At 62.9% G+C, this 25,479-nt stretch carries 28 protein-coding genes; 19 read left to right on the top strand and 9 right to left on the bottom strand.

What is annotated here, in order from left to right:
* The first annotated feature begins 263 nt into the window (after window positions 1-263).
* The 7 genes from ACFFUC_RS17650 to ACFFUC_RS17620 all read left to right on the top strand — a co-directional run bounded on the left by ACFFUC_RS17650 (window position 264) and on the right by ACFFUC_RS17620 (window position 7,200).
* The gene (locus tag ACFFUC_RS17650; protein ID WP_377688231.1) at window positions 264-1,463 is read left to right on the top strand and encodes a TRAP transporter substrate-binding protein; all 1,200 of its coding nucleotides are present in this window, start codon (window positions 264-266) and stop codon (window positions 1,461-1,463) included.
* Window positions 1,464-1,530: 67 nt separating this feature from the next.
* Window positions 1,531-2,046 (top strand): TRAP transporter small permease, encoded by a 516-nt coding sequence (locus ACFFUC_RS17645; protein WP_377688230.1) that lies wholly within the window; start codon window positions 1,531-1,533, stop codon window positions 2,044-2,046.
* Window positions 2,047-2,066: 20 nt separating this feature from the next.
* Window positions 2,067-3,335, top strand: coding sequence for a TRAP transporter large permease (locus tag ACFFUC_RS17640; RefSeq protein ID WP_377688229.1), 1,269 nt, complete (start codon window positions 2,067-2,069; stop codon window positions 3,333-3,335).
* Between the two features lie 85 nt (window positions 3,336-3,420).
* Window positions 3,421-4,320, top strand: coding sequence for an NAD(P)-binding domain-containing protein (locus tag ACFFUC_RS17635; RefSeq protein WP_377688228.1), 900 nt, complete (start codon window positions 3,421-3,423; stop codon window positions 4,318-4,320).
* 54 nt (window positions 4,321-4,374) lie between these two features.
* On the top strand, window positions 4,375-5,826 hold the full coding sequence (locus ACFFUC_RS17630; protein ID WP_377688227.1) for an NAD-dependent succinate-semialdehyde dehydrogenase: 1,452 nt from the start codon (window positions 4,375-4,377) through the stop codon (window positions 5,824-5,826).
* Between the two features lie 132 nt (window positions 5,827-5,958).
* Window positions 5,959-6,702, top strand: coding sequence for a sulfite exporter TauE/SafE family protein (locus ACFFUC_RS17625; RefSeq protein ID WP_377688226.1), 744 nt, complete (start codon window positions 5,959-5,961; stop codon window positions 6,700-6,702).
* Between the two features lie 294 nt (window positions 6,703-6,996).
* A complete protein-coding gene (locus ACFFUC_RS17620) occupies window positions 6,997-7,200 on the top strand; it encodes a hypothetical protein (protein ID WP_377688225.1) in 204 nt (67 codons plus the stop codon).
* Window positions 7,201-7,309: 109 nt separating this feature from the next.
* On the opposite strand, the gene ACFFUC_RS17615 is transcribed toward ACFFUC_RS17620, so the two are convergent.
* The gene (locus tag ACFFUC_RS17615; protein ID WP_377688224.1) at window positions 7,310-8,305 is read right to left on the bottom strand and encodes a BMP family protein; all 996 of its coding nucleotides are present in this window, start codon (window positions 8,303-8,305) and stop codon (window positions 7,310-7,312) included.
* 303 nt (window positions 8,306-8,608) lie between these two features.
* Here ACFFUC_RS17615 and ACFFUC_RS17610 point away from each other — a divergent pair, with 303 nt between their 5' ends.
* On the top strand, window positions 8,609-9,583 hold the full coding sequence (locus ACFFUC_RS17610) for a hypothetical protein (RefSeq protein WP_377688223.1): 975 nt from the start codon (window positions 8,609-8,611) through the stop codon (window positions 9,581-9,583).
* A 6-nt stretch (window positions 9,584-9,589) separates the two neighbouring features.
* Here ACFFUC_RS17610 and ACFFUC_RS17605 read toward each other — a convergent pair whose 3' ends face one another.
* Genes ACFFUC_RS17605 through ACFFUC_RS17595 form a run of 3 tightly spaced genes read right to left on the bottom strand, consistent with a single transcriptional unit; the run spans window position 9,590 to window position 10,885 of the window.
* Entirely contained in the window at window positions 9,590-10,075 is a 486-nt protein-coding gene (locus tag ACFFUC_RS17605; protein ID WP_377688222.1) for an SRPBCC domain-containing protein, read from the bottom strand.
* Complete coding sequence (locus ACFFUC_RS17600; protein WP_377688266.1) at window positions 10,075-10,542, bottom strand: SRPBCC family protein; 468 nt, start codon at window positions 10,540-10,542, stop codon at window positions 10,075-10,077. Before ACFFUC_RS17600 ends, ACFFUC_RS17605 begins: the two co-directional genes overlap by 1 nt.
* Window positions 10,526-10,885: an ArsR/SmtB family transcription factor gene (locus ACFFUC_RS17595; protein ID WP_377688221.1), complete on the bottom strand. Its 360-nt coding sequence runs from the start codon at window positions 10,883-10,885 to the stop codon at window positions 10,526-10,528. Before ACFFUC_RS17595 ends, ACFFUC_RS17600 begins: the two co-directional genes overlap by 17 nt.
* 374 nt (window positions 10,886-11,259) lie before the next feature.
* Here ACFFUC_RS17595 and ACFFUC_RS17590 point away from each other — a divergent pair, with 374 nt between their 5' ends.
* The 9 genes from ACFFUC_RS17590 (at window position 11,260) to ACFFUC_RS17550 (ending at window position 19,600) form a co-directional block, all read left to right on the top strand.
* Entirely contained in the window at window positions 11,260-12,324 is a 1,065-nt protein-coding gene (locus ACFFUC_RS17590; RefSeq protein ID WP_377688220.1) for an ROK family transcriptional regulator, read from the top strand.
* The gene (locus ACFFUC_RS17585; RefSeq protein WP_377688219.1) at window positions 12,321-13,073 is read left to right on the top strand and encodes an ABC transporter permease; all 753 of its coding nucleotides are present in this window, start codon (window positions 12,321-12,323) and stop codon (window positions 13,071-13,073) included. The genes ACFFUC_RS17590 and ACFFUC_RS17585 overlap by 4 nt, the downstream gene beginning before the upstream one ends.
* Window positions 13,070-13,837, top strand: a complete 768-nt coding sequence (locus tag ACFFUC_RS17580; RefSeq protein WP_377688218.1) for an ABC transporter ATP-binding protein — start codon at window positions 13,070-13,072, stop codon at window positions 13,835-13,837. Before ACFFUC_RS17585 ends, ACFFUC_RS17580 begins: the two co-directional genes overlap by 4 nt.
* Window positions 13,838-13,858: 21 nt before the next feature.
* The gene (locus ACFFUC_RS17575; protein ID WP_377688217.1) at window positions 13,859-14,818 is read left to right on the top strand and encodes an aliphatic sulfonate ABC transporter substrate-binding protein; all 960 of its coding nucleotides are present in this window, start codon (window positions 13,859-13,861) and stop codon (window positions 14,816-14,818) included.
* Between the two features lie 60 nt (window positions 14,819-14,878).
* Window positions 14,879-16,381, top strand: coding sequence for a sulfatase (locus ACFFUC_RS17570; protein ID WP_377688216.1), 1,503 nt, complete (start codon window positions 14,879-14,881; stop codon window positions 16,379-16,381).
* Window positions 16,382-16,556: 175 nt separating this feature from the next.
* A complete protein-coding gene (locus tag ACFFUC_RS17565; protein ID WP_377688215.1) occupies window positions 16,557-16,871 on the top strand; it encodes a ribbon-helix-helix domain-containing protein in 315 nt (104 codons plus the stop codon).
* A 138-nt stretch (window positions 16,872-17,009) separates the two neighbouring features.
* Entirely contained in the window at window positions 17,010-17,402 is a 393-nt protein-coding gene (locus tag ACFFUC_RS17560; protein WP_377688214.1) for a VOC family protein, read from the top strand.
* A gap of 63 nt (window positions 17,403-17,465) precedes the next feature.
* Window positions 17,466-18,008, top strand: a complete 543-nt coding sequence (locus ACFFUC_RS17555) for a Twin-arginine translocation pathway signal (protein WP_377688213.1) — start codon at window positions 17,466-17,468, stop codon at window positions 18,006-18,008.
* A gap of 11 nt (window positions 18,009-18,019) precedes the next feature.
* A complete protein-coding gene (locus tag ACFFUC_RS17550) occupies window positions 18,020-19,600 on the top strand; it encodes a GMC family oxidoreductase (protein ID WP_377688211.1) in 1,581 nt (526 codons plus the stop codon).
* A gap of 81 nt (window positions 19,601-19,681) precedes the next feature.
* On the opposite strand, the gene ACFFUC_RS17545 is transcribed toward ACFFUC_RS17550, so the two are convergent.
* Window positions 19,682-20,731 carry an LLM class flavin-dependent oxidoreductase gene (locus ACFFUC_RS17545; RefSeq protein WP_377688209.1) on the bottom strand — a complete coding sequence of 350 codons (1,050 nt, stop codon included), beginning with the start codon at window positions 20,729-20,731 and terminating at the stop codon, window positions 19,682-19,684.
* Window positions 20,732-21,089: 358 nt separating this feature from the next.
* Here ACFFUC_RS17545 and ACFFUC_RS17540 point away from each other — a divergent pair, with 358 nt between their 5' ends.
* Together ACFFUC_RS17540 and ACFFUC_RS17535 are read left to right on the top strand one after the other, a co-directional pair.
* The gene (locus ACFFUC_RS17540) at window positions 21,090-22,052 is read left to right on the top strand and encodes a formylglycine-generating enzyme family protein (RefSeq protein WP_377688208.1); all 963 of its coding nucleotides are present in this window, start codon (window positions 21,090-21,092) and stop codon (window positions 22,050-22,052) included.
* A 133-nt stretch (window positions 22,053-22,185) separates the two neighbouring features.
* Window positions 22,186-23,274: an NADH:flavin oxidoreductase/NADH oxidase gene (locus tag ACFFUC_RS17535; RefSeq protein ID WP_377688207.1), complete on the top strand. Its 1,089-nt coding sequence runs from the start codon at window positions 22,186-22,188 to the stop codon at window positions 23,272-23,274.
* A gap of 72 nt (window positions 23,275-23,346) precedes the next feature.
* On the opposite strand, the gene ACFFUC_RS17530 is transcribed toward ACFFUC_RS17535, so the two are convergent.
* The 4 genes from ACFFUC_RS17530 to ACFFUC_RS17515 all read right to left on the bottom strand — a co-directional run bounded on the left by ACFFUC_RS17530 (window position 23,347) and on the right by ACFFUC_RS17515 (window position 25,409).
* A complete protein-coding gene (locus tag ACFFUC_RS17530; protein ID WP_377688205.1) occupies window positions 23,347-23,733 on the bottom strand; it encodes a type II toxin-antitoxin system VapC family toxin in 387 nt (128 codons plus the stop codon).
* Entirely contained in the window at window positions 23,730-23,993 is a 264-nt protein-coding gene (locus ACFFUC_RS17525) for a type II toxin-antitoxin system Phd/YefM family antitoxin (RefSeq protein ID WP_377688203.1), read from the bottom strand. Before ACFFUC_RS17525 ends, ACFFUC_RS17530 begins: the two co-directional genes overlap by 4 nt.
* A 68-nt stretch (window positions 23,994-24,061) precedes the next feature.
* On the bottom strand, window positions 24,062-24,949 hold the full coding sequence (locus ACFFUC_RS17520; RefSeq protein WP_377688202.1) for an NAD(P)/FAD-dependent oxidoreductase: 888 nt from the start codon (window positions 24,947-24,949) through the stop codon (window positions 24,062-24,064).
* A gap of 22 nt (window positions 24,950-24,971) precedes the next feature.
* Complete coding sequence (locus ACFFUC_RS17515) at window positions 24,972-25,409, bottom strand: RrF2 family transcriptional regulator (protein ID WP_377688201.1); 438 nt, start codon at window positions 25,407-25,409, stop codon at window positions 24,972-24,974.
* Window positions 25,410-25,479 lie beyond the last annotated feature (70 nt).

Genomic DNA, 25,479 nt, shown 5'->3' with positions numbered 1-25,479 from the left:
TTGCTTGTCCGTATCGCGGCAATGCAGGGATTTGGCTGGAATATCAGTACATCCTAAATCTCAACTTACAGAACCGTCAATAATTTATTACTTTTCGTAAGTAGTTCTGTGGATTAAATTCCCTGCAAAGACGTCCGGGATCACGTCGGCACAGGGAGGTGCCGCGGAGTTCACGCACGAGGTCCGGAACAGGACCTTGGGCCGAGCGCCGGAGATCGGGGGCCGGCGGGCGACGCAAGAACATATGGGGGGAGACAACGGAAATGAAGAAACTTGAAAAGGCCTCGGGACATCTGAACCGACGGGACATCCTGCGGGCGGCTCTGGGCGGTTGCACGGTTGCGAGCGTGGGCTTTGGCTACACGCTGTCGGGGGGCGGCAAGGCTTTGGCCGAAGTCGTCGCGGATGAAACCGCGCGAAAGGCGGCCGCCGAACATGTGCTGACCATGGGACTTGACGCCACGTTGAACCAGTTCCCCGGCCGTGTCGGAACGCCGCATATGTCCTGGATCCATGGCGCACCCGAGTTCAAGGCCGCGATCGAGCGCCTGAGCGGTGGCCGCATCTATGTCGAAGTCCATGACGGCGGCGCTTTGGGCGGTCAGGCCGAGCTGCTCAAGAAGGTGCAGCAGGGCGTCGTTCAGGCGGGCAGTTGCAGCATGCAGAATGCCGCGCAGCTGGTTCCGATCCTGAACATTCTCGATGTGCCCTATGCCATCGGGAACGAACAGAATTTCTGGCGTCTGCTGTTCAGCAAGGAGTTCAACGACACCTTCCGCAAGGGCACCGAGGATCGCCGCCTTGTTGTTGCCTTTGCCCATCCCTGGGTGCGCAGGGTGATGCTGTCGCGTTCGGTCTCGACCGAGGTCCGGCGGCCGGAAGATCTCGCCGGCATGAAGATCCGCGTCACGGCCGCAAAGCTCGAACAGCTTGCCTTCCAGATCCTTCCCACCAGCGCGACCCCGATCGCATGGGCCGAGACCTTCTCGGCGCTCAAGGATGGTGTGATGGAGGGGCTGCATCTTGCGCCGGGCTCCGGCTACGACACGGGGATGGCGACTGTCATCGGTCAGATCATCGACACCGACTGGATGTACAACACCGACTCGATCTGGCTCAGCAGCCGCTGGCTCGACAAGCTGGACGAGGATCTGCGGGAATCCGTCATGGAAGCCGCTTTCGAGGCGCAGACCTATGTCTACAACACCTATGAAACGATCCAGCGGGACACATTCGGCATCATGCCGGATTCGGCTCCGGATGCAGGTTTCCTTGCTGCCGGAACCAAGATGACCTTCCTGACCGACGAAGAGCGCGCGGCGTGGAAAAGCGCGCTTTCCGTCGAGAGCAATCCCCTGCTGCAGCAAGCGGTCGATACCTACGGGCGCGAGGCCTACGAGCTCGTTCTCAAGGTGACCGCGGCGCAAGGCGGTACCGAGCCGGTGCGCTGGTGGAAGCTGTGAGTTCGGGGGCCGGAGATCCGCGCGTGATTGCCGTCCGGTCACTGCAACCATGGGAGGGAAGGCAAGGATGAAGCGGACCATTGCGCTTGTGGACCAGTATCTCGAGGATGCGCTGGGTGCGATCCTCTATATCTACATCATCGCCGTCATTTTCGCCGAAGTCATCGGGCGCTACCTGTTCAAAACCTCGATCCTCTCTGCTTACGAGACGGCGATCTATGCTTTTATCTGGCTGAGCTATCTGTCGATGGCGGCGATGGCGCGCAACCGCAGCCATCTTGCGGTGACGGTCCTGCGCGACATGCTGCCGCGCGGCGCGCAGCTTGCCCTGCTGCTCCTGTCCGATCTGTTGCTGATCGTCCTTGCCAGCATCGTCGTGGTGTTCATCCGCCAGCCTTTCGCCGATGTCGTCGATTTCGAGCAGAAAATGGTTGGTATCGACCTGCCGTTCTGGATTGCCCTGCTCTCGGTGCCGGTGGGCTGGGGCCTTGTGGCCCTGCGGACGGTGCAGCGCGCCATTACCACCATCGGCGACTATCGGCACGGGCGTCCGCTGACGCCGCCGGTCGCTTCGGCCAGCTGAGCCTTGCGGGGGAGCAAGACATGGAACCAAGCACACTTGTATTCATCGCCTTGGCAGTCTTCCTGCTGCTCGGGGTCGAAATCCTGACCGTCATCGGCATCGGAGCCGTGCTGCTGACGCTGATCACCGACCAGTTTCCGCTGCTCAACATCAGCCTGACGATGTTCGACTCGTTGAACCTCTTCCCGCTTTTGGCCCTGCCGCTCTTTGTCGTGACCGGCGATCTGATCGCATCCGGCGGAATTGCGGCGCAGATCATGCGCTTTTCCCAGAGCATCGTGGGATGGATGCGCGGCGGTCTGGCGCTGACGACGATCGTGGCCTCGGGCATTTTCGCGGCGATCAGCGGCTCGAATGCGGCGACCGTCGCGACGGTGGGCAAGGTTGTTCTGCCCGAGATGAGCAAACAATCCTATGACCGCGGCTTTTCGGCAGGCACCGTTGCGGCCGGAGGCGTCGTGGGGATCATCATCCCGCCAAGCGTCTCCTTCGTTCTTTACGGCGTGACGACCGGCGTCAGCGTCACCGACCTTTTCATTGCTGGGATCATCCCGGGTCTCGTGATGGTCGGCGCGATGTGTGTCGTGGCCTATCTCATCTCGCGCAAACGCAATTATGGCGAGCGCACGCCCTTTTCCGCGCGTGGCGTGGTGACGGCTGCAATCGATACGCGCTACGCGATTGGCGCGATCGCCATCATTCTCGTCGGGATCTACTCGGGCATTTTCACCCCGACCGAGGCAGGCGCGGTCGCCGCCGTCTACTGCCTTTTTGTGGCGGTGGTCATTACCCGCAAGCTGAAGCTCCGCGATGTTCCGGCGGTTCTGGTCAGCAGCTCGCGCATCTGTGGTTTGGTCATCCCGATTGTCGCGGTCGCCATGGTCCTGTCGCAAAACCTCACGGTGCTGAAGATCCCCGATGCTCTGGTTTCGGCGATGCTCGGCTGGTCCACCGATCCCGTGGTGCTCCTGATCATGATCATCCTGCTGCTGCTCATTGTCGGCAGCGTGATGGAGGCCGCGCCCAATATCCTGATCCTTGCGCCGATGCTGACCCCGATCGCCCGTGAAATCGGTGTGGATCCGGTGCATTTCGGGGTGATCATCGTCTCGACCTTGGCAGTCGGCTTCATCACGCCGCCGCTCGGGCTGAACCTCTTTGTCGCCAGTGCGGTCTCGGGGGTGAGTTTCGCAACCGTAACCCGAACGGTCGGCCCCTATGTTCTCGTGCTGATCCTGTGCTGCGTGGCGATCGCCTTCATGCCGTGGATGTCGATGGCCTTCCTTTGAGGCGGGCCGCCGGCCGGACGATCAATTTCAGATAACAATCCTGCCTGATCCTGCATCAGGCCATCGGAAAACGGAGAAAGAAACAATGGCTTCCATTGGGTTCATCGGTCTTGGGCGCATGGGTCACGCCATGTCGCGCAACTTGGTCGAGGCCGGACACGAGGTCTGGGTCTACGACATCAATCCGGAAGCGGTTGCGCGCATCGCCGGTCTTGGCGGCCATGCCGCCTCGTCGGCGGCCGATGCGGCCTCGAACCGGCAATTCGTCGTGACCATGCTGCCGAACGGGCCGGATGTCGAAGATATCCTGTTCGGTTCGCCGGGCGTGGCGAATGCGATGGCCAAGGCGACGCTTTTCATCGACATGAGCACCATTGCCCCCGAAGCCACGGACCGTATCGCGACGCGTCTTTCGCGGATCGGCATTGCTATGCTCGACGCGCCGGTCGGCGGAACCTCGGAAGTGGCCGAGCGCGGCCAGCTCCTGATCCTCGCCGGCGGAGCGTCTCGCGATGTCGAGGCGGCGGCCGTCATTTTCGACGCGGTCGGTCGTCAGACGATCCATTGCGGCGATAACGGGACCGGAACCCGCACCAAGATCGTCAACAACTTCATGTCGACGGCCCTGAACACGCTGACCGCCGAAACCCTCGCTTTTGCCGAGGCTGCAGGACTGGATGTCGCGCGCACGGTCGAGGTGCTGGCAGGCACTACAGCGGGCAAAGGTTTTGTTACCGGCGCCTATCAACGCAAAGTGCTCGGCGGCGACATTTCAGCAGAGTTCGGCCTGGGTCTCGCCTCCAAGGATCTCAATCTGGCGCTGTCATATGCTGCCGGATTGAACGTGCCGCTGTCCGTCGGTGCCGCAGCAGCGCAGATCTACTCCATGTCCAAAGCCGAAGGTTTCGGCGGAAACGACTGGTCTGCGGTTCTGGAGACGCTGCGGCGCAAATCGGCGCTCGAGCCGGTCCACTATCCGGACTGACGCAGCTTTGGCCGCCCGCCACGACGTGAAGACCCAGACGATTAGGAAAAGACGATGCCAGCTTTGCAAGACCAGACCCTACTGACCGATAGCGCCTATGTGGCGGGCGCTTGGATCTCTGCCGAGGGGCAGGGGATCGAAGTGACGAACCCCGCCGACGGCTCTCTCGTGGGTCGGGTGCCATCTTTGGACCGCACGACCATCGAGCAGGCGATTGCCGCCGCCGAAGCCGCGCGCGCCGACTGGGCCGCGCGTCCTGCCCGCGAGCGGGCGGCGCTTTTGCGGCGGTGGCATGATCTGATCTTGCAAAATGCCGATGATCTCGCACAGATCCTGACCGCCGAACAGGGCAAGACCCTGGCAGAGGCCAAAGGCGAGATCGTTTCGAATGCCGCCTATCTCGAATGGTTCGCGGAAGAGGCAAAGCGGCTTTACGGCGAGATCATTCCCGCTCCGGCCACCGATCGCCGCATTCTGGTGCTGAAACAGCCGATCGGCGTCTGCGCCGCGATCACGCCTTGGAACTTTCCGAACGGGATGATCACCCGCAAGGCGGGTCCGGCGCTGGCTGCAGGCTGTCCGATCATCGTCAAACCGGCCTCGCAAACGCCGCTCTCCGCCCTGGCGCTCGCGGTTCTGGCCGAACGTGCGGGCATTCCGGCAGGGGTGTTTCAGGTTGTCACCGGCAAGGCGACGATGATCGGCGAGGCTTTTTGCAAAAGCCCGACCATCGCGAAGATCAGCTTTACCGGATCGACCGAGGTCGGGCGCTGGCTGATGCGCGAATGCGCCGGCGACATCAAGCGGCTGTCTTTGGAACTGGGCGGCAATGCGCCGTTTATCGTCTTTGACGACGCCGATCTGGAGGCGGCGGTGCAGGGCGCCATGATGGCCAAGTTCCGCAACTCGGGGCAGACCTGCGTTTGCGCTAACCGGATCTATGTTCATGACAGCATCGCAGCGGAATTCGCCTTGCGCTTGGGTGCAGCGGCCGAGCGGCTGGTCGTCGGGGTCGGATCCGACGCTGCGACCGAACAGGGGCCGCTGATCGATATGGCGGCGGTGGAGAAGGTCGAGGCCCATCTCGAAGATGCGCTTGAGCGCGGCGCGCGGCTTGTTGCCGGCGGCGGGCGCCATGCGCTTGGGCGGAGCTGGTTCCAGCCGACCGTGATCACCGATGTCAGCCCCGATGCGCTGGTCGCCCGCGAAGAGACCTTCGCTCCGCTGGCGGCAATCATTCCCTTCTCGACCGAAGAGCAGGCAATCGCTTTGGCGAATGACAGCGAGTTCGGCTTGGCCGCCTATTTCTACAGCCGTGATCTCGCGCGGGTCTTCCGCGTGGCCGAGCGGCTCGAGGCCGGTATGGTCGGCGTGAATACCGGCGCTTTGGCGAACGAGGCGGCTCCGTTCGGGGGGGTCAAGCAGTCGGGACTTGGTCGCGAAGGCTCGCGTCACGGCATCGATGAATATGTCGAGATCAAATACGTTTGCCTCGCCGGCCTCTGACCTGGCTCAGGAGCTCACCTGCCTTGAACCCTTCCTACGGGCGGCTTTCGAACGGAGAAGCAGGATAATGCGCGTGCCCACCCACACTCCGGTCCTGCTCTTTCTGCGCGATTGCGCGAGGCGGCTAGGCTGATGGATACGGGTTTTCTCGCGGCGCTGTTTGCGGGCGCGATTGCGGGCGGTTTCGTCAACGGACTTGCAGGTTTCGGCACCGCGCTTTTCGCGCTCGGGTTTTGGCTGCAGATCCTTCCTGCCCCTCAGGCCGTCGCCATTGCCGTCGTCATGTCGATCGCGAGCGGGCTTCAGGGGATCTGGATCGTGCGGAGCGAGATCCGGCGCCACCCCGCCCGATTGGCGCGGTTCCTGCTGCCCGCTTTGGCGGGGATTCCCCTGGGAGTCGCCGCCCTGTCGATCGTCAGTGCCGAACTGCTCCGGATCGGGATTGCCGCATCGATGTTTTTCTATGGCGGCTTCTTCCTGCTGCGCGGCAACCTGCCGCGGTTCGAGCCCCGCACATCCGTTCCGGATATGGTCGTCGGCCTTGCGGGGGGCATGCTTGGCGGTGCCGCGTCGCTGTCCGGCGCGTTGCCCTCGATGTGGTGTGCTTTGCGGCCATGGCCAAAGGGCGAAACCCGCGCGGTGCTGCAAAGCTATAATGTGATCGTGCTGACCGTGACCGCCGCGCTTTTGGCGTGGAAAGGGTTTTATACAGCCCAAACGCTTGGGCTGACCGCACTCGCCCTGCCGGCGACCTTGATCGGTGCGCAAGTCGGCATGCTGGTGTTCCGGCGCCTGTCCGACGATCAGTTCCGCGTGGCTCTCTTCGGGCTGATGCTCTTTTCGGGATCGATCCTGGCTTTGCGGGAACTGGTGTAAGGCGGTTATCGGCAGGTTTGTCCGTGATCGTTCAGGCGAGACGCGCCATGCGGCCAGACAGTGCAGGGCGCGGCATCGGGCGTTCGGCGCCGGAGCGTAGCTCGGGGAGGAAGAAACTCCTGCTCGCTGATGTGAGGCGATGCCGCCGCGGCCACGTATCCGCGTTGTACCGGAGAGCGCGCCGAAATCGACAAGCTTTATCGGGAAATCGCCCTGCGCCTGCACCCGTCCTGATGGGGCTGTGGGTGCTGGCATCGCAAGACCGCTTGAACGCCGGTTGCGACAAGCATCCAGATGCTGGAAGCGCTGCAGTTCAGCGCAGCCGTCTACCATATCGGCGAGGATCTGCACGAAGCATGGCAGAAGAACCGGAAAGGGCCGCTTCCGACCGGCCTTCGTGCCGTTCTGCCGGCATTTCTGTTTTTGCCGCTCCGAGCGATGCTCTCCGTGGCCGACAACAGGATGCGGTCCCCGCATCTACTTGGCCGCGCAAAGTAAAAGCGGCCCGAGAGGGGGTCACCCTTTCAAGCCGCAGTCAGTGGATGGTCCTTTGGGGACGGCAACACCCCGCCCGCAATCCCAAGGCTGCGGGCGAGGCAATTCCGGTTTACTCGACGGTGATTTCGGGGCCGTCGTAGCTGGTCTCGACCTTGATTTCGCCGCTGATGATCTGCTCGCGCAGCTTGGCGATCTGGTCTTTGATCTCTGCCGGAACATCGGGGGCATAGCTCAGCGAGACCGCTTCGGCATTCGCCAGGCCGATATGTTTGACGGTCTCGGGTTTCCAGTTGCCGTCCTTGAGGTCGCGGACAGCCTCGACGCTGGGGATGCTGACATCGGCGAGGGCCGAGGCGACATAAACCTCGGGATCGACCGTGGTCCAGTCGATGACATTGCCGATCTGGCGCACCTTGGCCGCACGCATCGCATCGCTCGCGCCCTGCCGGCCGGCGTTGAGCATGGTGAAGATGATATCGGCCCCGCCGTCGATCTCGGCCTGGGCGGCGCGTCCGGCCAGTGCGACATCATCCTGATTGCCGGCAAAGGTCGTGAGGAAGGTCGCATCGGGTTTGGTATGCATCAGCCCGTTGTAGAAACCGCCGCGCCCCTTCAGCCCCGGCGGCACGCGGATGCCCGAGATATGGCCGACAACGCCGCTCTTGGTCATCAGGCCAGCCATCGCACCCGCAAGCCATGCACTGTCTTCCTGCAGGACCTCGTAGCTCGAGAGGTTCGGTCCCGTGACATTGCCTTGCACCACGACAAACGGGATCTCGGGGAACTCCGCAGCCACGGTCTCGGCCGCCTGATTCGCCTGACCGCCATGGGCGATGACCATATCCGGCCCCGTCTTGGCGAGATCGCGCAAAGCCTCGGCCAGTTCTTCGGGCTTGGGCGTGACCTGATCGCGATAGGCGATCTTGGCACCAAATTCCTTTTCGATCCGCAAGAGGCCGTTATAGCCCGCTTCCATGAAGCCGTTATCGTCGATTTTGCCCGGAATGAGCATGGCAATCGACAAAGCATCGCTGTCTTGCGCCATGACGCCGCCGGCGAGGAAAAGAGAGGTCGTCAGACCAAGAAAGAAAGTCGCATTCTTCAATGATTTTCTCCGGACCGCAAAAGGCGGTGCGACATTGGGTCGCTCCTGCAAGGCAGCGTCAATCAAGGAATTATAAAATCAGAATTTCATTATCGTTGAAAATGATTCTATTCATCGGGGATTGCTGAGAAAATCGCGACGGGCAGGGCCCTGCTGCCGAAATCGCGCCAAGGAAGCGGCCCACGGGGCCGGTGCAGGCCGTGCGGGGCCGTAGGGCGGGCGGTTGACAGGGCAGGCAAGCTTCCCGACATTCTTGGCCGCAAACAAGGGCTGCCAAGCGCGTTGCGGCCGAAGGGAGATGGGATGACTATTGCGAAAATGCTCGCTGTCGCTTTGGCGCTTGCCGCCGTCGTTGCGGGGATTTTCCTGTGGCGCGGTGCGGGTGCAGGCGGCGGGCCGAGCCTTGGCCAGGGCCCCGATGCAGCGGCGATGGCCGCGCGCTACGCCAAGCCGCTGCCGCCGCCCCAAAAGCCGCTCTCGGTCTATTTCATCGGGCATAGCCTCGTCGGGCGCGACATGCCCGCCATGCTCGCCCAGCTCGCGGGCGAGGGCTACCGCTACGATAGCCAGCTCGGCTGGGGCACCACGCTCAAGGCGCATTGGGGCGACGACAAGATCAACGGTTTCGAGGCCGAGAACGATCATCCCCGTTTCCGTCCCGCCCATGAGGCCGTCAAAAGCGGCGATTATGATGCGATTGTGCTGACCGAGATGGTCGAGATCCGCGATGCGCTGAAATACTTCGACAGCCCGCGCTATCTTGCCAACTGGGCGCAAGAGGCGATCGTCGCCCGCCCCGATGCCCGCCTGTATCTTTACGAGACATGGCATCAGGTCGATCACGCCGAGGGCTTTCTGGAAAGGCTCGACGGTGATTACGAGCAATCATGGCTCGCGGGGGTGCTGCGTCCCGCATTGGGCGAGCTGCCCGAGGACAAACGCATCCATCTGATCCCCGCGGGGCAGGCGATGGCCGCTTTGGTGCGGGCGGTCGAGGCGCGTGGCGGCGTCGGTAACCTGGGGAAAAGGACCGATCTTTTCGCTCTGACGCCGGATGGCAAGCCCGACAATATCCATCTCAGCGACCTCGGCAGCTATTTCGTGGCGCTGGTCCATTATGCGGTGCTCTATCAAAAGAGCCCCGCAGGCTTGCCCTTCGCGCTGATGCGGGCCGATGGAACGCCGGCCGCGGCCCCCGAGCCGGAGACCGCCGCCCTGATGCAGCAGATCGCCTGGGACGTCGCGCGGAGCAATCCGCTGACCGGCATCGCGCCCTGAGGCGATCTAGCCCGCCCCGATAAAGCGCGCCAGTTTCGCCAGGGTTTCCTGCCCGAGCGCCTCGGCTCCGAATGCCTTCGCGGCGCGGCATTCGTCCTCGCTGGCGAAGACCATCGTCAAGGTGATCCGCGTGGCGGTGAGGGTTCCGTCTTTTCCATCGGTGCCGATCTCCTCGAAGGCCACATCCGCATCGGCATGTTTCGGGCCGTTCTCGCCCCAGAGCAGGCTGTAGGAGATGCCCGCGCCTTCCTCCATCCGGTGGTAGCGGTGGTGGTTGGGATAGACCGTGCCGTCCGGCCCGATCATGTCGAAGACCCATTCGCCGCCGGTGCGCAAATTGATGCGTTTCGTGCGGCAGGAATAGCCCTCGGGGCCCCACCACAAGGGCAGGCTCTCGGGGTTGGTCCATGCCCGCCAGATTGCGGCCCGCGGTGCGGCGATCACCCGCTCGATGCGCATGGTCGCCGCAGGGTTTGCAGCTGCTTGCGCCATCACCGCAACCCTTGGGCATAGGCTTCGAGCTGTGAGGCGACGGTACCCCATCCCTCGTAAAAGCCCATGTTTTCGTGGGTTTTCCGGCTGTCCGGATTGCGGTGGCGCGCGATGGCCGTGTACAGCGTGCCACCCTCCGGCGCATCTGCCAAAAGCAGGATCGCGGTCATGAAGGGCTCCGGCGCGGGCTTCCAGCCCTCGCTGAACGCATCGGTAAAGACCAGCTTTTCCTGCGGCACGATCTCGAGATAGACGCCGCGATTTGCGATGCTGTTGCCTTCGACCTCGAAGCGGGTGTCGAAGCGTCCGCCGATCCGCAGATCGATCTCGACCGCCGTGACCTTATGCGGTTTGGGGATGAAGAAATGCGGAATATGGCGCGGATCGGTCCAGCATTCCCAGACGAGTGCCCGCGGCGCGGCGAGGGTGCGTGTAAAGCTGAGGTCGGTATCAGGGTCGAGTTCGATCGTCATGGTCTTCGTCCTCCAACAACGTCATGACATAGCTTTCCAACCGGTCGAGGCGGCTTTCCCAATGCGCCCTTTGCTCGTCGAGCCAGTCGCACATCGGGGTCAGCGCCTCGGGGACGACCGCGCAAGAGCGCACCCGCCCGTCCTTTGACGAAGCAATCAATCCCGCCTCTTCGAGCACCGAAAGGTGGCGCATCACTGTCGGCAGCTTCAGTCCGGTCGGGCGCGCGAGCTCGGAAACTGGGGCGGGGCCTTGCGCCAGCCGCGCCAGAATCGCCCGCCGCGTCGGATCGGCCAAGGCCTGAAAGAGCTGCGAGAGGTCGGAATCATACTTAGCCATATTGCTAACTATAACGCGAATCCGATACGCGACCAAGAGATTTCACGGGCGGAGGCTGGAGCCGCCGGAAGGTCTTGCGGGCCTCTTCCGGCTCGCAATCACGCGGGGTCTGTCACGATTTTTGGCGAAATTGCGGCGCTGGCAGGGATGCGCCACTTTATAAATATTCAATTTTATCATGGTGATATGGCGAGGAAAGCAACTTCCATATCCGCCAGGTTCCCCAAAATCTGCATAGGCATAACGCACCATTTCTCTCGGACCCAACGGCAGGGGAAGGATTTTCTCCGCAAGGGCGCAAATTTGTAATAGCGCGGCGCATACTTTTCTAACTAAACTAGAAAAGTATGCGAAAGGATTGCGGGAGGCATTCCATGAGCCGGTTTCACGGCACCACGCTTCGCCTTGTGCGCGACATGGGACCGCTTTCGCGGACCGAGCTGATGGGCGAGATGGGGGTCTCTTCTCCCAGCCTGACCAAAATCGCGAACCGTTTGGTCGAGGCGGGGCTGCTGCACGAAGGCGGCAAACGCGACGAGGTGAATTTCGGACGGCCGCGGCAATATCTCGATCTCGCGGAAACGGGTTGGCGCGTGGCCTGCGTGTCGCTGATGCCCGGCAGGTTGGAAGTCGGGATTGCCGACAAGGACGCGCGGGTGTTGCTGGCGCGGCGCTTCGACCTCGACTGTTCCGCCATTCAGGCTCTGGCGATGGTCCCCGATGCCCTGCGTGCGCTGCAGGCCGAGCTGGATCTGGGCGACGACCGCATCGCGGGCCTTTGCCTGACGCTGCCGGGCCATGTCGACCTCGAGGGGCGGCGTCTGCTGGCGGTCAGCCGGCCGGGTTGGGGCGAGGGGCCTTTGATCGAGGTGCTCGAAGCCGCGCTGCCCTGGCCGGTGACGCTCGAGAACAAGGTCACTGCGATGGCCTTTGCCGAGGCCGTCCGCGCGCGACGCGCCGATCACCACACGATGCTTTACCTCTACCTCGATCAGGGTCTGGGCGCGGCCTTCATCCGCGAGGGACGCGGGGCCGCCTTCTCGGGGCGCGACGCGCTGGAGCTTGGCCATATCAGGGTCGAGACCCCCGGCCGCCCCTGTGAATGCGGATTGAGCGGCTGTTTCGAGACCGTCCTGACCGCCGATATGATCCGCAGTTCCGACCACGAGATTCTCGGCGGGGCTTGGCCCCTCGTGGCCCAGCAATTCGCGAATATCGTCAACCTTCTCTCGCCCGAGCGCGTGGTTCTGGGCGGGGGGCTGGCGCAGCTTTCGCCCGAGGTGCGCGGCTCTCTTGGCGATGCGATCCTTGCGCAGGTCATGCCGCATGCGCGGGCGCGGACCGAATTCCGCCCGAGCCTGCTCGGGCCGGATGCGACCTTGCAGGGCGCGGCGGCTGTCGCGCTCGACCGCTTTTACTATTCGGGAGGAACCCTATGAGCCGCAAATCAGAGCTTCCGGGTTTGCGTTTCCTGTCTTTCGGACTGGGGATTTTGGCGTGGTATCTGCTGACCCGCTTTAGTGCGGTGATGCTGCCCGGACCGGGCGAGGTTGCGGGCAAAGCATGGTCCGCGATCGAAAGCGGACGGCTGTTTACCGATATTGCCGCTTCGCTGCGCCGCGTGTTGTCGGGCTTTCTGCTCGGCACGGCTTTGGCCATTCCGGTCGGGTTCCTGATGGGCTGGTACCGCGTGGCACGCGGGTTGCTCGACCCGTGGATCCAGTTTTTCCGCATGATCCCGCCGCTTGCGATCATTCCGCTTGCGATCATCACCTTGGGCATCGACGAGGCCCCCAAGATCTTCGTGATCTTCCTTGCGGCCTTCCTCTCTTCGGTGGTGGCGACCTATCAGGGCGTGATCGGGGTCGACCGCACGCTGATCAATGCCGCACGGGTTTTGGGGGCGAAAGATGGGGTGATCTTCGCCCGCGTTGTGGTGCCGGCCTCGCTGCCCTTCATTCTGGTCGGCTGCCGCATCGGGCTGGGCTCGGCCTGGGCCACCGTCGTCGCCGCCGAGCTGATCGCCGCGCAATCGGGCCTCGGTTTCCGCATGCAGCAGGCGCAGCTTTACTACGACATGCCGACGATTTTCGTCTCGCTGATCACCATCGGCATTCTCGGCCTCGCGATGGACCGCATTCTCCAGCTGGCCGAAAAACGCCTCACCAACTGGCAGGAGCGGCTATGAGTTCCGAGATCCTTTTCCGGAATGTCTCGATGAAATTCGAGGATCTTCTGGTGCTGAACAAGCTCAACCTGACGATCGCGGCTGGCGAATTCGTCACGATGGTCGGCCCGTCGGGCTGCGGCAAATCTACTGCGCTCAATCTTGCGGCGGGGCTGTTGCAGCCTTCCGAAGGCGAGGTTCTGGCCGGCGGGCGCCCGATCCGTGGCCCGGGCCCCGAGCGTGGGGTAATCTTCCAGCAATATGCGCTTTTCCCGTGGCTGACGGTTCGCGAAAATGTCGAATTCGGGCCGCGCCTTGCCGGAAAAACCAAAGCCGAGCGGCGCCGGATCTCGGACCATTATCTGCGGCTGGTCGGCCTTCAGGATTTTGCCGAGGCTCTGCCCAAAACCCTTTCGGGCGGAATGAAACAGCGCTGCGCGATCGCGCGCGCCTATGCCGCCGATCCCCAGATCCTGCTCATGGACGAGCCCTTCGGCGCGCTGGACGCCCTGACGCGGATCAAGCTTCAGGACCAGCTTTTGCAGACCTGGGGCGAGGATCGCCGCTCGGTCCTGTTCATCACCCATGATGTCGACGAGGCGGTTTATCTCGCCAATCGCGTCGTCGTGATGGCGGCGCGTCCGGGGCGGCTTTTCGAGGTGATCGAGGTCGATCTGCCCCATCCCCGCACCGAGGAGATGCGCCTCTCGCCCGAATTCGCCGCGATCCGCAATCGGGTCTGGCATTCCGTTTACCACCAGCCTTCGCAGGCCAATGCCGCTTGACGGCCCATCAGGGAGAAAGACATGAAACGCCGCCATTTCATCGCAGCCGCCATTGCCGCTGCCAGCCTGTCGGGTGCCTATCCGGCTTTGGCCGAGACCGATCAGGTCCGCGTCGGCTATATCGCCGATTTCTGGGGGGCTTCGGCGACTGCCGTTGCGACCGAGCAGGGGCTTTGGGAAAAGCATGGGCTTGACGCCGATACCAAGGTCTTCACCAACGGTCCGCTGCAAATTCAGGCGCTTGGCACGAACAGTCTCGATTTCGGCTATATCGGGCCGGGGGCCTTGTGGTTGCCCGCATCCGACAAGGCGCGGGTCGTCGCGATCAGCTCGGTCGGAAACTCGGACCGCATTCTTGCGCGTGAAGGCGTGACCTCGCTTGCCGACCTCAAGGGCAAGAAGGTCGCCGTGCCCGAGGGGACTTCGGGCGATATGCTTCTGGGCCTTGCGCTCGAGGCGGCAGGGATGAGCCGCGACGATCTGGAAATCGTCACCGCCGATCCGGCGACCGTGGTCTCGGCCTTCGCCTCGGGTCAGGTCGACGGGGCGGCGATCTGGTATCCGTTCGTCGACGTGATCCGCAAGGCGAACCCGGGGATCGTCGAACTGGCCAAGAATGCCGACTTCCCGCAAAACCAGTTTCCGGCAGCTTTCGTGACCAATCCCGCCACCGTGACCGACCGGCCCGAACTGGTCGGAAAATTCATCGCCGTGATGAAAGAGGCAGGCGACTGGCGCCATGCCAACCCTGCCGAGACCATCAAGATCACCGCCGATTTCCTGGGCGTCGATGCCGCCGTTCTGGAGCAGGAGGCGACGATGGGTACGAGCTTCACCGCCGAAGATCTGGCCGCGAAATCCAAGGACGGCACGATCAACAGCTGGCTCGACGGAATGGCCGCGATCTATGTCAAACAGGGCAAGCTCGAAAAGGCGCTGCCCGCGGCGGACTACTATACTGCTGATCTCTTTGTGAAATAATCCACGGAGCGGCCGCGCTTTCCTGCGCGGCCGTCCTTTCTGATACCGACGGATAGCGACATGAACGTTCTTTACATCGACATCGACAGCCTGCGCCGCGACCATCTGGGCTGCTACGGCTATCACCGCGACACCTCGCCCAATATCGACCAGCTCGCCGCCGAGGGCATCCGGTTTGATAACGTCTATGTCTCGGACGTGCCCTGTCATCCGTCGCGCACCGCGCTGTGGTCGGGGCGTCACGGCTTTCGCACCGGCGTCGTCAACCACGGCGGCCTTGCCTGCGAGCCCTTCCGCGAAGGCCGCGAGCGCGCTTGGGCGGGCACGTTTTACGAGGAAGGCTGGCTCAAGCAGCTGCGTGATCTCGGGCTTTATACCGCGACCTTTTCGTCTTTCGGCGAAAGGCATGGCTGCTGGCATTGGTATGCCGGCTTCAACGAGGTCCACAACTGCGGCAAGGGCGGCATGGAAACCGCCGACGAGATCATTCCGCAGGCGATCGACTGGCTCAAGCGCAACGGCGAGCGCGGCTTCTTCCTGCATGTCAACATCTGGGACCCCCACACGCCCTATCGCACGCCTTCCGAATGGGGCAATCCCTTTGCCGATGCGCCGATCGCAGGTTGGATCACCGACGACGTGATGCGCAAAAGCTGGAACGGTTTCGGCCCCCATTCCCCGCAGGAGCCGACCGGATTTTCGGGCCATAACTGGCATGCGAACTATCTCGAGCGCCAACCGGCCTCGATTCCCGATCTCGCGGCGGCAAAGACCTGGATCGACGGTTACGATGCGGGTGTGCGCTATGCCGACGACTATATCGGCCATCTCGTCGCAGCGCTCAAAGAACTGGGGCTTTACGACAAGACGATCATCGTCATCGGGGCCGATCACGGCGAAAATCTGGGCGAGCTGAACGTCTGGGGCGACCACCAGACTGCCGACGAATATACCTGCAACGTGCCTTTGATCATTCGCGCACCCGATCTGGGCGGCGATCTGCGCGGCAGTGTCAATCAGGGCCTGCATTACCATTTCGACTGGGCCGCGACACTGATCGACCATCTCGGCGGCAATGTTCCCGAGGTCTGGGACGGGCGCAGCTTCAAACCGGCGTTGCTCGAGGGTGACGAGGGAGGCCGCGAATTTCTGGTCCTGAGCCAAGGCGCATGGGCGGTGCAGCGCGGCGTGCGCTTCCGCCTCGAGGGCGAGGACTGGCTGTTCTTGCGCACATGGCATGACGGGTTCAAGGATTTCGGACCCGAGACGCTTTTCAACCTCACGCAGGACCCGCACGAGACCACCGATCTCGCGCCCGCGCGTGCCGATGTCGTCGCCCATGCCTCGAAGCTTCTGGCCGATTGGTGGGCCGAGCAGGCTGCGCTATCGGATCACGATGTCGATCCGCTGATGACCGTCCTGCGCGAGGGCGGCCCCTATCACACGCGCGGCGAATTGCCGGGCTATCTCGACTGGCTCGAGCAAACCGGGCGCGGCGATGCGGCAGCCAAATTGCGCGCACGCCACCCCGAAAAGACCAAGGGCGAGGCGACCTTGCGTTAATGCGCGCCTTAGGATGCAGGAGACGCCCTCGGGGCAAAAGGAAAGCGGGGGCGCCATCCCCCGCTTTCCCCATTCGGTCGCGGCCCCATCCGTTCGAGGGAGAACCGGCCCGCGCCGGTAGCAAAAGCGTGCGGATCTGTTAGGATTGATCAACCCCAGCCTCGGAAAGATCACCATGTGCGAAGTTTTTTCCCGTCAGGACCGTCGTCGCTACCAGCCGGTCACACGCAAGATCCGGCTGAACGGGCAAAGCACCTCGATCCGGCTTGAACAGGCGTTCTGGGACATTCTCGACGAAATTGCCGCAGGCGAAGGGCAGGCAACGCCCGCCTTTCTGTCGACGCTGCAATCCGAGGTGTTGATGCTGGACGGCGAGCCTGTCAACTTCACCTCGCTGCTGCGCTGCGCTTGTCTGGTCCAGCTCGAGCTGCGCGGCACCAATGCACAGGCCTTCCGCGAGGCCGCAAGACAGGTCGCCCGCGCCGCCTGACCGGAACGTCTTTTCCCGAAATGCCGCCATTCGCGGAATGATTTCGCGCCGAAAGCGCCGCGTGGTAGCATGATGCTACCCCGAGAGCGGAAAACTTTTTGAAATTGGTTCAAACGATTTCGGAAAGGACGCCAGCCCATGGCCAAAATGATTCACTCGATGATCCGCGTCGCAAACGAGGCACGCTCGCTTGACTTCTACAAGGCGGCTTTCGGTTTGGAGGTGGTCGAGCGGCTGGATTTCGAGAGCTTCACCCTGATCTATCTGGCCAATGACGAAAGCACGTTCGAGCTGGAATTGACCGTGAACAAGGGCACGGAAAGCTATGATCTCGGCAATGGATACGGCCATCTTGCGGTCTCGGTCGCGGATGTCGCGGCGGAACATGCCCGCCTGACCGATCTGGGCCTTGCGCCGCGCAAGCTGGTCGATTTCGCGCCGGCAGGCGAGGTGATCGCGCGGTTTTTCTTCATCAAGGATCCGGACGGATACGAGATCGAAGTGCTCCAGCGCGCCGGCCGCTATCTTTAAGCGTCTCGAAGCAGGCAACCCCGTCGGGAGGAGGCGGGACGACCAACAGGAGGGAGGAACGACATGAACGAAACAATCATCGCGCCCGCTGACCACAAGGTCAGGGGGTTGACACGGCGGGGCCTTTTGTCGCGCGCAATCGCTGCGGGCGCGCTTTGCGTCGTGGGCACCGGTTTTGTCGCCGCGCCGGATGCCGCATGGGCGGTGGAAACCACCACGCTCAAGCCCGAAACCATGGCGACGCTGATCCAGATGGCGCGCGACATCTATCCCCATGACCGCATTGCCGACCGTTTCTATGCGGTCGCGGTCAAGGGCTATGACGACCCCGAACAGGCCGCGCTGATCGAAGAGGGGGTCTCGGCGCTTGATGTCGTGGCGAAGTCGCAGGGTTTCGACAGCTATCTGGCCGCCGGATGGGAGAAAGACCGCGTTGTCATGCTGCGCATGATCGAGCATTCGCCGTTCTTCCAGCGGGTGCGCGCGGGTCTTGTGACGGGGCTTTATAACCAGAAAGAGATCTGGCCGCTCTTTGGTTACGAGGGCGAAAGCTATTCGCAGGGCGGCTACATCAACCGTGGCTTCAACGACATCGACTGGCTGTAAGGGAGGCGGATATGGCTGATACAGTGGCAAAATTCGCCCTCGACGACGCATCGGTCGTGGTGATCGTGGGCACGGGCTCGGGCGGCGGGGTTCTCGCGAACGAGCTGGCACAAAAGGGCGTCAAGGTCGTCGCTCTCGAGGCGGGCGGGCGCTATCTGCCCGACGACTACATCAACGACGAATGGGACAGTTTCGCGCAGCTGAGCTGGGGCGACATGCGCACCACCTCGGGCGATTGGCGGGTGGCGCGCGATTTCGCTAACCTTCCGGCATGGATCGTCAAGGCGGTCGGCGGAACCTCGATCCATTGGGCGGGCGCGTCCCTGCGCTTTCAGGAGCACGAGTTCAAGGCGCTGAGCACCTATGGTCCCGTCGACGGCGCGAACCTTCTTGATTGGCCGATCACGCTGGCCGAGATGGAACCCTATTACGACCGTGCCGAGAAAAAGCTGGGCGTGACCCGAACCAACGACCTGCCTGGCCTGCCGGGAAACACGAACTATCTGGTTCTGGAAAAGGGCGCGAAGGCGGCCGGCTATACCAAGGTTTCGACCGGCCATATGGCGATCAATTCGGTCGAGAACGACGACCGCATGGCCTGTCAGCAGACGGGTTTCTGCTTTCAGGGCTGCAAATGGGGCGCGAAATGGTCGGCGGCCTATACCGATATTCCGCGCGGCGAAGCCACCGGCAATCTCGAGGTGCGCGACCATTGCCATGCCACCAGAATCGAGCATGACGAGACCGGCAAAGTGACCGGCGTGCGCTATATCGACAAGGACGGCGCCGAACAGTTCCAGCAGGCGCGGATCGTCTCGGTTGCGGGCAATGCGATCGAAAGCCCGCGGCTGCTGCTGGCCTCGGCCTCGGAGCGCTTTCCCGACGGGCTGGCCAACAGCTCGGGGCAGGTCGGGCGCAACTATATGCGCCATACCACCGGCTCGGTCTATGCGATCTTCGAAAAGCCCGTACATATGTGGCGCGGCACGACCATGGCGGGGATCGTGCAAGACGAGGCCCATCACGGCCCCGATCGCGGCTTTGTCGGCGGCTACGAGCTGGAAACCCTGTCGCTCGGCATCCCCTTCATGGCGGCGTTCATGGATCCGGGCGGTTGGGGGCGCGAGTTCACCTCGGCGCTCGACAGCTACGAGAATATGGCCGGCATGTGGATCGTGGGAGAGGATCTGCCGCAGGAAACCAACCGCGTCACACTGAACCACGAGGCCAAGGACCAGTTCGGCCTGCCGGTCCCGAACGTGCATTACGACGATCACCCCAATGACCGAGCGATGCGCGATCACGCCTACCGGACGGGAGAAAAGATCTATCGCGCGGCAGGGGCGACCCGCGTTCTGCCGACGCCGCCCTATCCCTCGACCCATAACCTCGGGACGAACCGCATGTCGGAAAATCCGCGTGACGGGGTGGTGAACAAATGGGGGCAATCCCATGATGTCGCGAACCTTTTCGTCTCGGACGGTTCGGTCTTCACCACATCGGCCGCCGAGAACCCGACCCTGACCATCGTCGCGCTGGCGATCCGTCAGGCCGAGTTCATCGCCGCCGAAATGGAAAAAGGCACGATCTGAGGGATCGGGCTTGGGCAAAGGCCTGGGACAAAAGAAAAGGGCGGGTCCGACGACCCGCCCTTTTGCGTGACTGCTTGCCGGTCACCCGATCTGGTCGCCCTGCACGGGGCCTTCCGTGTTCGGTTTCCAGCCAAGCGCCGGAGCGACATGTTTGGCGAAGGATTCCAGAATGTGCAGGTTGTATTCCGGACCAAGCTGGTTCGGAATCGTCAGCATCAACGTATCCGCCAGACCGATCGCCTTGTCGGCTTTCAGCTGCTCGATCAGCTTGTCCGGCTCGGCCGCATAGGTGCGCCCGAAGGTCGAACGGAAGCCGTCGATCATGCCCACGCCGTCATGACGCTCTGCCGCGCCGCCGAAATAGGCGCGGTCCTGATCGTTCATGATCGGGAAGACGCTGCGGCTGACCGAAACGCGCGGCGAGCCTTTGTGGCCGGCTTTGCGATAGGCGTCGCGGAAGCGCACGATTTGTTCGGCCTGCAGCTCGTCGAAGGGCATGCCTCCGTCTTCGGTCAGCAGCGTCGAGGACATCATGTTCAGCCCCTGACGACCGGTCCATTCGGCGGTATCGCGCGTGGCCGAACCCCACCAGATGCGGTCGCGCAGCGTATCGGTACGCGGCTCGATCGCCTGCGGCTGGCCGCCCGCCATCTGGCGGTCACCCTTGGCCAGACGGTCGCCGTCGATGGCGCGCAGGAACAGGTCGAACTTTTCGCGCGCGATATCCGCACCACGCTCGTCGATCGAGCCAGTATAGCCGAAAGCCTCATAGCCGCGAATAACCGTCTCGGGCGAGCCGCGGCTGATGCCGAGCGCGATGCGGCCGTCGGCCAGAATATCCAGCGAGGCAGCTTCTTCCGCGAGATAGAGCGGGTTTTCATAGCGCATGTCGATCACGCCGGTGCCGACCTCGATATTCTTGGTCTTGGCCGCAATCGTCGCCAGAAGCGGCATCGGAGAGGTTTGCTGCTTGGCGAAGTGATGCACGCGGAAATAGGCGCCGTTCACGCCAAGCTCGTCGGCGCCGACGCCGATTTCGACCGCCTGTTTCAGCATTTCGCTGGCGTTGCGCGTTTGCGAGCCGCGTGCGTTCATATAATGGCCGAAGCTCAGAAAGCCGAATGCCCTCATGGAATTCCTCCTGCCGCAAGAAGCGGACTTGCTATTGGTTGCCGTGAATTTAGTGTTCGATGCATCAACGGCAAAGAGGTCCCGTCAAGAACGTAGCGTTCGATATTTGCGAACCTCTGGCGGATTGCTGCGGGGCGGAAGATCCTGGATCTCGCGAAAAACCGCGCGCAGATTAAGCGATAGTAGCGCAACTGGCCGTGACCGGGGCCGTCGCCGAACCGGCACCCATGCGGGATGATGGTATATTACATAACTCCGGTTATCATACGATCTGATCCGCCCCGCAAAGCTTGTGCCCGAACCGCGGTTGTGGCCAAAAGAGGATCACGACAAACCGGAAGATAAAGAACGAGCAGCCATGACCACGCCGGAATCCGCCCAGATTGCTCCCGACGGGATGGTCGCGCTCGCGGGAGGCCTGTTCCGCATGGGATCGGACCGGTTCTATCCCGAGGAAGCGCCGTGCCATTCGGTCTTCGTCAGCCCCTTCGCGATCGACATCAACCCCGTCACCAATGCACAATTCGCGCAATTCGTCGCGGCGACCGGCCATGTCACCACGGCCGAGATCGCACCCGATGCCAAGGACTATCCCGGCGCCCTGCCCGAGATGCTGCGCGCGGGCTCGCTGGTTTTCACGCAGCCTCCCCATCCTGTGCCCCTGTCGCGCTGGGATTTGTGGTGGAGCTTCAGCTTCGGGGCCGATTGGCGCCATCCGCGCGGCCCGCAAAGCAGCCTCGACGGGCTCGCCGATCATCCGGTCACCCATGTCTCCTATGACGACGCGCTCGCCTATGCGCATTGGGCGGGCAAGGATCTGCCGAGCGAAGCCGAATGGGAATTCGCGGCGCGTGGCGGTCTGGAGGATCGCGACTATGCCTGGGGCGACGAGCTGATGCCCGAGGGTCGTCACTTGGCCAATCTTTGGCAGGGCCGGTTTCCGCACGAGAACCTCGAGAGCGACGGCTGGCCGCTGACCTCGCCGGTCGGGGCCTTTCCGCCCAATGGCTACGGGCTTTACGACATGATCGGCAATGTCTGGGAATGGACCTCGGATTTCTGGACCGGCCGCCACGCTGCCGATGCGGCCAAAGCCTGCTGCATCCCGCAAAATCCCCGCCAGCTCTCGGCCGTAGGCAGCCATGATTTCGCCCAGCCCGGGTCCCCGATCGCGCGCAAGGTTCTCAAGGGCGGCTCGCATCTGTGCGCGCCGAATTACTGCCGGCGCTACCGCCCCGCCGCGCGTCATCCTGAGCCGGTCGATACCTCGACCAGCCATGTCGGCTTCCGCTGTGTGCTCCGCCTTCCGAGCCGTTCCTGACCGCCGACAAAAGTGACGCTACGCAATGCCGCAGTGCAGCTTTCTGCCGGAACCTGAACGAAGACAAATTGGTTGAATGCATTCTGTCCTGTTTTTCGGGACGTCCCTATCCGCCCCGACCCAGGAACGCAGAATGTCAGCACTTTTTCAGCCCTTTCAGCTCAAGGGCGTTACCCTCCGCAACCGCATCGGCGTCGCACCGATGTGCCAATATTCGGCGCGTGACGGCATCGCCAATGATTGGCATTTGTTCAACTATGCCGCGCAAGCGCGCGGTGGTGCGGGGCTGGTTGTGATCGAGGCAACCGGCGTGTCGCCAGAGGGCCGCATCACCCCCGATTGCACCGGCATCTGGAGCGATGCCCATGCCGAGGCCTTCGCCCCGATCGTGCGCGCGATCAAATCCTTCGGCGCGGTTCCGGGGATCCAGATCGGGCATGCCGGCCGCAAGGCGAGCGCCAACAACCCGTGGGAAGGCGACGACCATATTCCGACAGAGGATCCGCGCGGTTGGGAGACCATCGCCCCTTCGGCCATTCCGTTCGGCGGACAGCTGAGCAAGGTCCCGCGCGAAATGACGCTTGCCGATATCACCCGCGTCCGCGACGATTTCGTTGCCGCCGCCAAACGCGCCCGCGCTGCCGGTTTCGAATGGCTCGAGCTGCATTTCGCCCACGGCTATCTCGCGCAGACCTTCTTCTCGAAAGAGGCCAACCAGCGCACGGATTCCTATGGCGGCAGTTTCGAGAACCGCAGCCGCTTCCTGCGCGAGACTTTCGCCGCCGTGCGCGCGGTCTGGCCCGAGGAATATCCGCTGACGGTGCGTTTCGGCGTGACCGAATTCAACGGAAGGGTCGACGAGGATCTCGCCGAATCCGTGGCTCTGGCGCGAAATCTCAAGGCCGACGGCATGGATCTGTTGGATACGAGCATCGGCTTCTCGACGCCCGAGAATACGATCCCGTGGTCGATGGGCTTTATGGGTCCGATCGCGCGGCGCATCCGTACCGAGGCCGGCATTCCGGTCGCAAGCGCCTGGAATTTCGGCGAGCCTAACGTTGCCGAAGCGGCGGTCGCCAAAGGCGAGCTGGATGTGGTTCTGGTCGGAAAGGCTCATCTCGCCAATCCCCATTGGGCCTATGAGGCGGCGCGTACGCTCAAGATCGAGGAGCTGTCGAGCGTCCTTCCGCCGCCCTATGGCCATTGGCTCGGCCGTTACTGATCGGGCTGTCGGGTAGCAGAATTTACGCCGCGCGGTTTTGCTTCCGCGCGGCGTCTTCGTGGGTGGAGGTGGTCAGACCTTTTCGATCGGGCCGGAATATTGCCCGATCCGCGCATCGGCGGTCAAAAGCACCATGCCTTCCGAAATCGCCTGCGCGATCAGCATGCGGTCGAAGGGATCGGCATGGATCGCGGGCAGGCTGGTCAGCGCGAGGCAGTGACGCCCGTCGACCGAGAGTTCGGAGTAGTCATTGGCCAAAAGCCCCGCGCGCAGAACCCCCGGCTCGACGCGGAAGTCGGGCCGGTCGAGGCCGCGCTTGATGGCGACCTCCCAGATCGAGGCGGCGCTGAACCACAGCTGATGCGCCGGATCGAGCATCAGCTCCGCGGCGCGGGCCGGTACTTTGGCGGGCGCGAAAGCCGACCAGAGCAGCAGATGGGTGTCGATCAGCAGATTCATTGCGCGGTCTGATCCGGCCCTGCATCGGCATCGCCTTCGAAAAGGCCGCGGATCTCGTCGGCGGCCATGCTGTCGAAGTCGTCGGGAATGCTGTATTGGCCCGCGAGAAAGCCCATGCGGCGCGGGGTTTCGCCCTCGAGCATGGTGACTTTGACCAAAGGCTTGCCCGCCCGCGCGATGATGAAGGGCTCCCCCTGCGCGGCGCTTTCTACGAGTTTCGACAGGTTGGTCTTGGCTTCGTGCATATTGACGGTTTTCATCACGACCCCGCATGACAAATCAAACTTAGTCCACTCAACTTAGTCCGATTAGCCCTATGGCGCAAGACCTACCCTTGCGGCCAGACCAAAGAGCGGTGGATCTGCATGCCCGCCCATGCCCCGTCCGCCACGGCAAGCGAGACGGAATGGGCCCCTCTCGCGACATCTCCGGCGGCGTAGATGCCGGGGACAGAAGTGGCTTTGGTGTCGTCGGTCCAGATCTGCGTGCCGCTCGGCGTTTCGGCCAAGGCGCAACCGGCGCGCGCGGCGAGATCAGAGGCGGGGCTGGTGCGCGTCGTGGTGAAGAGGCCCGCGAAATGCAGCACCCGCCCGTCGGAGAGCAAGACATCCGCCTTGTTTTGCACGGTTGCAACCGGCGTTTCCTCCACCACCACGCCGCGTAGGGCCAAGGCATTGCGCTGTGCTCCGTCCGGCGCGACCGCATCGTTGAGCAGCAAGGTGACCGTGCCCCAATCGGTCAGAAGCTCCGCCTGATGCAGCGCATTGGCATGGCTGGCCAACACGCCGATCGCCCGCCCGCCCAACTCGTAGCCGTCGCAATAGGGGCAATGGAGCACGGTTTTGCCCCAACGCGCCGCGAGGCCATCGACCTCGGGGAGCTGGTCGGCAAGACCCGTCGCCAGCAGCAGGCGGCGACCGCTCGCGACGGCACCGGCTTTGGTGGTAATGGTGAAACCGTCTTTGTCGCCCGCCACCATCTCGGCATGACCATCGATCCAGGTGACGCTCGGATAGGCCAGAAGCTGGTTGCGGGCTTCGGCCCAAATCGCGGCGGGATCCTTGCCGTCCTGCCCGAGAAAGCCATGCGCATGGGTGGTGAAGCGGTTGCGCCTTTGACCGGCGTCAATCACCGTCACCTTGCGCCGCGCGCGCGCCAGCTGAAGCGTGGCGGCCATGCCGGCATAGCTGCCGCCGATCACAAGTACATCCTGCATGGGTCTTTTCCTTCTTGGAGTTTCAGCGCGGGGTTTCGTGACTGCGGTGATCCGCGAAAGGCTGGTAGAGCTCTGCCAACGTGATCTCGGCGAAACGCGCCAGCAAAAGCGCCTCGGCCTCGGCGAAGCTCTCGCCCATCGCGGCGTTCACCGCCTGCTCGATCCGGCAATCCGGCGCGTCCGAGCGGTTGCCCATCGCGAAGATCGCCGGTTGTCCCAAGGCATTGTGCAGATCGAGAAGGCTCAGCCTATCCAGCGCGACCGCCAACGACCAACCGCCCGCAGGCCCCCTGCCCGCATGGACGAAGCCCGCGTCGCGCAGCAAGCCCATCGTGCGGCGTACCACCACCGGATTGGCGTCAAGGCATTCGCCGAGCGTTTCGGAGGTTACAGGCTCGGCGCGCTCCGCCATGTGCAAAAGCGCGTGCAGGACGAGGGAAAGGCGGCTGTCTCTTTTCATGTAACAATTGATGTTACCTATTGAGACAAAAATCAAGCCCGAATTTCCATCGGGCTTGAGATTGATCCTG

Source organism: Paracoccus cavernae, assembly GCF_042430175.1.
Taxonomy (GTDB): domain Bacteria; phylum Pseudomonadota; class Alphaproteobacteria; order Rhodobacterales; family Rhodobacteraceae; genus Paracoccus; species Paracoccus cavernae.
Note: the sequence above shows the minus strand (reverse complement) of the source record. Positions and strands in the feature narration are given on the sequence as shown.